This is a genomic window from Planctomycetota bacterium (genome assembly GCA_026387035.1).
GTDB lineage: Bacteria > Planctomycetota > Phycisphaerae > FEN-1346 > FEN-1346 > JAPLMM01.
This window is the reverse complement of the sequence record JAPLMM010000176.1, coordinates 1-7,265: the sequence shown is the minus strand read 5'-3', so window position 1 is coordinate 7,265 and position 7,265 is coordinate 1. Positions and strand designations below refer to the sequence as shown.

The window sequence follows — 7,265 nt, the reverse complement described above, 5'->3', positions numbered from 1 at the left end:
TATCCGACGCTGGTGCGGATGGCCCAGCCCTGGGCCGAACGCTATCCCCTGGTGGACGGCCAGGGGAACTTCGGCTCGATCGACGGCGACCCGCCCGCCGCCATGCGGTACACCGAAGCGCGGATGAGCGCGCTGGCGATCGAGATGCTCGAGGACCTCGACAAGGACACGGCCGACTTCCAGCCGAACTACGACGAGACGCGCGAGGAACCGACCGTCCTGCCGGGCAAAGTGCCGAACCTCCTGGTCAACGGTTCGAGCGGCATCGCGGTGGGCATGGCGACGAGCATCCCGCCGCACAACCTCGTCGAGATCTGCGACGCCATCATCGCCATCATCAACAACCCCAACGTCACGGTCAAGGACCTGATGAAGATCGTCCAGGGCCCCGACTTCCCGACGGGAGGCCTCATCTGCGGGCGCCAGGGGATCGTCGACGGCTACACGACCGGCCGCGGAACCATTACCGTCCGGGCCCGCGCCCACACGGAGACGACGCGCGGCGGCAAGACGAACATCATCATCACGGAAATCCCCTACGGGACGATCAAGACGCGCATCATCGAGCGAATCGCCGAGTGCGTCAAGGACGGTGTGATCGAAGGCATCGCCGACATCCGCGACGAATCCGACCGGGAGGGGATGCGGCTGGTGATCGAACTGAAGCGCGGCGAGGACGAACAGATCGTCCTCAACAAACTCTATCGTCACTCGCCGCTCCAGTCCTCCTTCTCGATCATCAACATCGCGCTGGATAAGGGCCGGCCCAAGACAATGGACCTCAAGCAGATTCTGGTGGCCTACAAGAACCACCGCATTGAGGTCCTCCGCCGGCGGACCGTCTTCCTTCTGAAAAAAGCGCGGGCGAGAGAACACATTCTCTTCGGCCTCCTGTACGCCGTCGCCAACATCGACGAAGTAATCGAGATCATCAAGAAGAGCCCGGACGTCCCGACGGCTCGGGAACGGCTGATGAAGAAGGCCTGGCAGTTCCGGCTGACGAACCTTGCCGGCAAGAAGAGCGACAAGGCCAATCGGCTCCTTCTGGAAGCGACGAAGGAGGCCGTCAACCTCTCGGGCGCCCAGGCCGACGCCATCCTCGGCATGCGTCTGCAGCAACTCACGGGCCTGGAGGTCGAGAAACTGCGCGACGAGTGGGCCCAAGTCCGCGAGAAGATCGCGGAGTATGAGTCGATCCTGCACGAGGAGCGGCTCGTGCTGAACATCATCGCCGAGGACCTCTACGAGATGAAGGAGAAGTTCGGCGACGCGCGGCGAACCGAAATCACCGGCGAGGTCGGCGATTTCCAGATCGAGGACCTGATTGCCGAGGAGAACTGCGTCGTCACCATCAGCCACGAGGGTTACATCAAGCGGATGCCCCTGACGAGTTACCGCCGCCAGGGCCGCGGCGGCAAGGGCATCATCGGATCGACGGCCAAGGAAGGCGATTTCATCGAACACATGTTCGTCGCCTCCACGCACGACTACATCCTCTTCTTCACGAACAAGGGCCAGTGTTACTGGCAGCGCGTGTACGACATCCCGCAGATGTCGCGCCAGTCGAAGGGCCGCGCAATCATCAACCTCCTTCAGATGCGCTCCGAGGAAGTCATCGCCTCGTTCATCCCCGTCCGTGAGTTCGACGAGAAACGCAGCCTCGTCTTCGCCACCGCTCACGGGACCGTCAAGAAGACCGCGCTGGAGGCCTTCAGCCATCCGCGCAAAGGCGGCATCATCGCCATGGGCCTCGCCCAGGGCGACACCCTCATCGACGTCGCCCTCTCGCATCCCAGCGACGAGATCGTTCTCGGCACGCGCGACGGGATGGCCATCCGATTCAAGGAAAGCGACGCCCGCGGCATGGGCCGCACGGCCCGGGGCGTCCGCGGCGTAGGCCTGCGAAAGGGCGACGAGGTCGTCGGCATGACCATCGTTGACAAAAGCGCCACCCTCCTGACGGTCTGCGAGAACGGTCACGGGAAGCGGACTGAGTTCTCGGAGTACCGGACGCAGAGGCGCGGCGGCAAGGGCCTCATCAACATCCGCACGACGGATCGCAACGGCAAGGTCGTCGCCATGATGACCGTCCGCGACGGCGACGAACTGATGCTCATCACAAAGCAGGGCCAGATCGTCCGGATCGGCGTCGATGCCGAGAGCATTCGCCCCATCGGCCGGGCGACCCAGGGCGTCCGCGTCATCCGCCTCGGCGAAGGCGACAAACTCGTCGCCGTCGCCCGCGTCGCCCAGGACGAGACGGAGGCCGAGTAACCGCCGGCCCCGCCGCCTCCCGCCCGCGCGTTCCCTTCAGCGCTCCACACGATGGCCCCGCGCGCGCAGGACCCCACGTTCAATTTGGACCGCGTCCAGGGCGATGCCCAGTTTCTTGCCCGCCAGGGACACGGGTTCCCCCTCGAGCGCCTGGACCACGCCGCGCCAGACGGCCAAGGTCGGATCGTCGGGCCTCGCGGCTTCGAGCCGATCGACGTGCTCCTTGAGCGCCCGCACCAGATGATTTGCCAGACGGCTCGGCAGGGGCAAGTAACCCGCCTGCACGCCGGCCGTTTCGACCCGAAGCCGGCCGTCCGGCGTGGGCACCACCACAAGATGCTGCGACAGGACGAGCGATCCGACGCCCCCGCCCACCCGCGTGGCGACGACGAGGCGACCGGGCTCAAAAGCGATGCGCAGGGCCTCGAGCGCCGGAGGCAGTCCCGGCGCGCCGGGCGTCGCCTCGGCGAAGTCCCGGCGCGCCGGGACCCGGGCGGAGCCGGGACTCCGCTGGACCATCGCCACGGAATCGTCGCACACGGTCTGGATCGGGCGGTCGTGGACGAGGAACAGGTCGGCGATGCCCTCGAGGCGGCGGACGGCCTCCGTGTTGTCGCCGCAGATGGGCTCCTCCGCGAGGTTTCCGCTGGTCAGGATCATCGGCGGAAAATCGCCCGCCTTCGCCGAGGCTTCCGCCGTCGCCCGCTGGGCTATGGCGGACAAGTCGGCGGGCAAGTCCTCGAACAGGAGGTAGTGGACGGGCGCGTAGGGCAGCATGAACCCGAAGTAGGGGCTCCGCGGGGCGACGCCGGGCGAAAGGTCGTGGTCCGGCCGCTTCGCCACCAGGACGATCGGCCTCTCGCGGGACTCGAGGAGCGCTCGCTCGGCCTCGCCGACCCGCGCGCGGCGGGCGACGGCCTCGGCCGAGGCCGCCATCATGGCGAACGGTTTCTCGTCGCGGCCCTTTCGGCGGCGAAGTTCGCGGACGGCGGCGTCGCTCCGCGCGTCGGCGGCCAGGTGAAACCCCGTCAGGCCCTTGACGGCGACGATGCGGCCGGCGAGGAGCGCCTCGCGGACGGCGGCGACCGCGTCGGGGCACGCGACAGGCCGGCCGTCGGCCCCGTGAAGCGCCAGGCGCGGGCCGCACACGGGGCAGGCGTTCGGCTGGGCGTGAAAACGCCGGTCCGCCGGATCGTCGTACTCGGCCTGGCACTCCGCGCACATGGTGAAGCCGCGCATCGTCGTGGCCGGACGGTCGTAGGGAATGTCCAGCATGATGGAGTAGCGCGGGCCGCAGTTCGTGCAGTTGATGAAGGGGTAGCGGTATCGGCGGTCGGCCGGGTCGAGAAGTTCCCGCCGGCAATCGTCGCAGGTGGCCATGTCGGGCGAGACGAGGGCCACGCGCCTTCCGGCGGCAGAGGGGGCGATGCGGAACTCGCGTTCGCCGAGCGGCGCAAGCGATTCGGACTCGATGGCGGTGATCCGGGCAAGCGGCGGCGGATCGCGCGCGAGGGCCGACACGAACGAATCGACGCCGGCCTCCGGGCCTTCCAACTCGATGAGGACGCCCTCGGCATCGTTCAGGACCCACCCCCCGAGGCCGCGCTCGACGGCCAGGCGGTACACGGTGGGGCGGAAACCGACGCCCTGGACAATCCCCCGGACGCGCACGCGTCGACGGACGGTCGGCCCGGCGGCCGATGGACGGTTTTCCCTGCGGGCCATACGTTCACCCGGACGAAAATGGAACCGGTCTATTATACGGGGCGAGGGGAAGAGACAGAAGGGGCGGCCCTTGTGGGGCCGCCCCGAGATGAATCTCCGGAAACGTCCGGCGCGTTACTTGCGTCGCTTGAGCCAGAGGCCGGCCAGACCGACCGCCACAAGTGAGAGCGTCGCAGGCTCGGGCGCGAACGCGATGTTGTCCAGGAAGAAGCCGGCGGCGTAGGTGTCGGCGCTGATGACCATATTGACGTCCTCGGTCTGGCCGACCACGGGGACGTCCTTGGGGATCTCGATGCGGTATCTGACGAGGACGCCGACGCGTACGTCCGCGGCAGTGACCTCGGACTTGTTGGCGGCCCCCGCCACGATCTTTGTCTCGTTGCCGCCCGTAACAATGACCTCGCCGACGACGTCGGTGGCGGCGCGCGTAGGATCAAAAGTGGGGTCGTAGAAAAGCACAAGCAGGTCAAACGTCCCGCTGTGACTCCCGGTCATACTCAGTGTGTACTGCACCTGCTTCGAGTAAACGGGCGGAGGGGCGCCGCCCGATGGAACGCTCGCACGGAAATCCAACCAGGCGGGATTGTTCGTCACCGGTCCGCCCGTCGCATGCGGGGCGCCGGTGGGGTCGAACAGACCGCCCGCCCCGATCGGGGAGTAGGTCAGGTAGTAACCCATGCCGCCGTGCACCGTGGTCGGGTCCACCAGACTGGGGTTAAACAGAGACTGTTCCAGTTCCCAGATAGTGATGGCCGACGCGCCCGAAGCCATCAGAAGAACCGACGCCATCGCCAGCACAAACAACCGGGCAGATAACCTCATCGCATGACCTCCTTCATAGAACCGCTCTGTTCATAGACTCCCCCTGTGACTCTCCAAGATTTTCTCCGCGGGGTCGGGGACCGGCAGTGTGAGCGTAGCGACAAAAAGTGTGGTGCGACGCTCTACCTGATCCCAGCCCCCGTCTCCAGGTGGAATTATACCACAAATCCGCCCAAAGTCAAAAAAAAGGGACGAAAAAATCCCAAATGGCCGAAAAACAAGGGATACGGGGCTGATTGACAAGACCCCAGGGGGGCATTTATAATGGATGCCTGACCCGCCGACGCCGGCAGTCACCGGCCGAGGGTCTCCGGGCAGCATGAAGGCAGGCCGACAGATGAGCCATTCGGATGACCGTTCCGGCGCCGAAACGCCTTGGCTCAGCGACCAGGCGCCGTGCGTGTATTGCGGCCAGGTGATTGCGCGCGGGAGCGAGCGCTGCCCCCACTGCCGGACCTCCTTTTCCCTGGCGGTGCGCCGGGCGTCGCGCGAAATTTTCGGCCCGTGGTTCTACCTGGACTCGCGCAATCCGAGCGGGCGGGGCGTGACGTTCGAGATGCTCATCAAGATGGTCGAGAAGGGCCGGCTCCAGGCGGACTCGATCGTGCGAGGTCCGACGACGCATCAGGACTGGCTGTACGCGGCCGAGACGCCGCGCCTCGCCAAGTACCTCGGCCTGTGCCCACACTGCTTCGCCTCCGCCAAACCCGAGGACACGTACTGCACGAGTTGCCAGTTGAACATGAACGAGCGTCCGGCCGACAGCCGACCGGGCGTGCCGGCGGACCTCGCCAAGACGCCGTACCATCCGTCGGCCTACGAGATCGAGAAGGAGTTGGCGCGCTCCGTGCCGAGCGCCGCGGAAGAAGCGTCCGGCGGCCCGTCGGAGGCGGCGCCGGTGTCGGAGGCCGTGGCCGCCTTCGCCGAGAGGCCCACCCCCACGCCCGAGCGGACTTGGCCCGTCCTGGCCCGGCCGGTCGACCGCAAGCCCAAGATGTGGGTCGTGTTCGCGCTGACGTGGGCCACTCTTATTCCCCTGATCCTCCTCTGGGTTTTCGCGGTGCCCGCCGGCTGGAAGGAGCGCCTGTTCAACCGGGCACCGTCATCGGGCACTCCGACAGGCTCGGGCGGCAACGCCGCGGGACCGAACGGCCAGCCCGCGCCGGCCGACCCCTGGGTGAACGAGCAGTTGAAGGAAGCGGACCGGGCAACGGCGGCGGGCGACCTCGGCCGCGCCATCGCCATCTACGAGGATCTGGTCCGGAAGACCGGCGACCGGACCTGGAACGCGCGAATCCAGGACCTGCGCGTGAAACAGGAGCAGGAAGATCAGCGCCGGCGTCTTACGGAATTGCGGAACCGGCTCAAACTGGCCGAACAGTTGGCCGCCGACCATCGCCATGCCGACGCGCTGGCCATCCTCCGAAACCTCGCGAAGGAGGATCGCGAACTGCTGGCGACCATCAACGTCAGCGTCCTCCGGATGCAGGCGGTCATCGAGGAAGACGCCGCCAAGTGGCGGGCGGCGGGCGAAAAGAGGCAGAAACTCGCGGACCGGCTCGAGCGGGCCAAACTGCTGGCCGACGAGGGCCAACTCTCCGAAGCGCTGGCGGCCTACGACCAGATCGCCGCCGATTTCCCGGCCGAACTCGTCCAGGAAAAAATCAACATCCACCAGGTGTGCGACACCCTCCGGGCGCGGATCTCGGCCGCCCCCAGACCGCCGACGCCCCCGACCCCGCCGACACCGCCGCCCACCTCTATGACGCCCGCAGAGATCGCCGCCGCCGTCGCCAAACTGGTCGAGGAAGCCAACACGCTGGAGAAAGGGGAGAAGTTCGGCGAGGTCCTCACCAAACTCGAAGCCGTCAAAAACTACGACCGAAAGTTCTGGCCCGACGGGCTTGAAAATCGGATCGAATCCATCAAGGCTAAGAAGGAAGCGCTCGAGTTCTTCGGAATGGGGGCCGGCAAGCGCCCCTGACGCCCGCCGGCCGATTGTCGTGTTAGCCGCCCACCTTGGTGGGCGCTCGTCGTTGTCGGAGACCCGCCGCGCAAATGCTCAAGTGGCGTCGTAGGACTAATGGCCTGCCTCGACGGCTTCCTTGGCCGTGACGTCGGCCGAGACCCCAGGCCTCTGCACGCGAATCACCAGGAGGTCCTGGTTCGCCGGCAGCCGGATGAGGTAGGAGAACGTGCCGTTGGTCGCGCGCCCGTCGCGCTCCGCAAGGGCCCTGGAAGCGGGGGCGGCAGGCGCTTGCGTCGCGGCCTTGGCTCGCGAGGCGGTTTGTTCCTCCTGGGCTTTTTGCTCGCCGCCCGCCGGCGCCGGTGCCGGGCCTGCGGGCTCCTTCGCCAGCGCGGGGCGCTCGAGTGTCGGGATCGCCTGCGTAGCGGCAGGGGTCTCATCCTTTTCCCCCTGCACGCGAGTCAGTTCCGGAGCCGCC

General features: G+C 66.9%; 5 protein-coding genes. 2 read left to right on the top strand and 3 right to left on the bottom strand.

Features of this window, described 5'->3' with window-relative positions:
- Positions 1 to 2,274: DNA gyrase subunit A (gyrA, locus tag NTX40_06375; GenBank protein MCX5648705.1), on the top strand; the 2,274-nt coding region annotated here is incomplete at its 5' end.
- A 36-nt stretch (positions 2,275 to 2,310) separates the two neighbouring features.
- Here gyrA and NTX40_06370 read toward each other — a convergent pair.
- Together NTX40_06370 and NTX40_06365 are read right to left on the bottom strand one after the other, a co-directional pair.
- Positions 2,311 to 3,999 (bottom strand): Sua5/YciO/YrdC/YwlC family protein, encoded by a 1,689-nt coding sequence (locus NTX40_06370; GenBank protein MCX5648704.1) that lies wholly within the window; start codon positions 3,997 to 3,999, stop codon positions 2,311 to 2,313.
- Positions 4,000 to 4,113: 114 nt separating this feature from the next.
- Entirely contained in the window at positions 4,114 to 4,821 is a 708-nt protein-coding gene (locus NTX40_06365; GenBank protein MCX5648703.1) for a PEP-CTERM sorting domain-containing protein, read from the bottom strand.
- A 337-nt stretch (positions 4,822 to 5,158) separates the two neighbouring features.
- Between NTX40_06365 and NTX40_06360 the strand changes: the two genes are divergently transcribed.
- Positions 5,159 to 6,805 carry a hypothetical protein gene (locus NTX40_06360; GenBank protein ID MCX5648702.1) on the top strand — a complete coding sequence of 549 codons (1,647 nt, stop codon included), beginning with the start codon at positions 5,159 to 5,161 and terminating at the stop codon, positions 6,803 to 6,805.
- Positions 6,806 to 6,901: 96 nt separating this feature from the next.
- On the opposite strand, the gene NTX40_06355 is transcribed toward NTX40_06360, so the two are convergent.
- Positions 6,902 to 7,265, bottom strand: a 364-nt coding sequence (locus tag NTX40_06355; GenBank protein MCX5648701.1) for a hypothetical protein, incomplete at its 5' end; no start/stop codon positions are given.

Bases quoted from the DNA above. Each gene is read 5' to 3' on its own strand.
- NTX40_06370 (MCX5648704.1), bottom strand. From the start codon at position 3,999: ATGGCCCGCAGGGAAAACCGTCCATCGGCCGCCGGGCCGACCGTCCGT.
- NTX40_06360 (MCX5648702.1), top strand. From the start codon at position 5,159: ATGAGCCATTCGGATGACCGTTCCGGCGCCGAAACGCCTTGGCTCAGC.
- NTX40_06365 (MCX5648703.1), bottom strand. From the start codon at position 4,821: ATGAGGTTATCTGCCCGGTTGTTTGTGCTGGCGATGGCGTCGGTTCTT.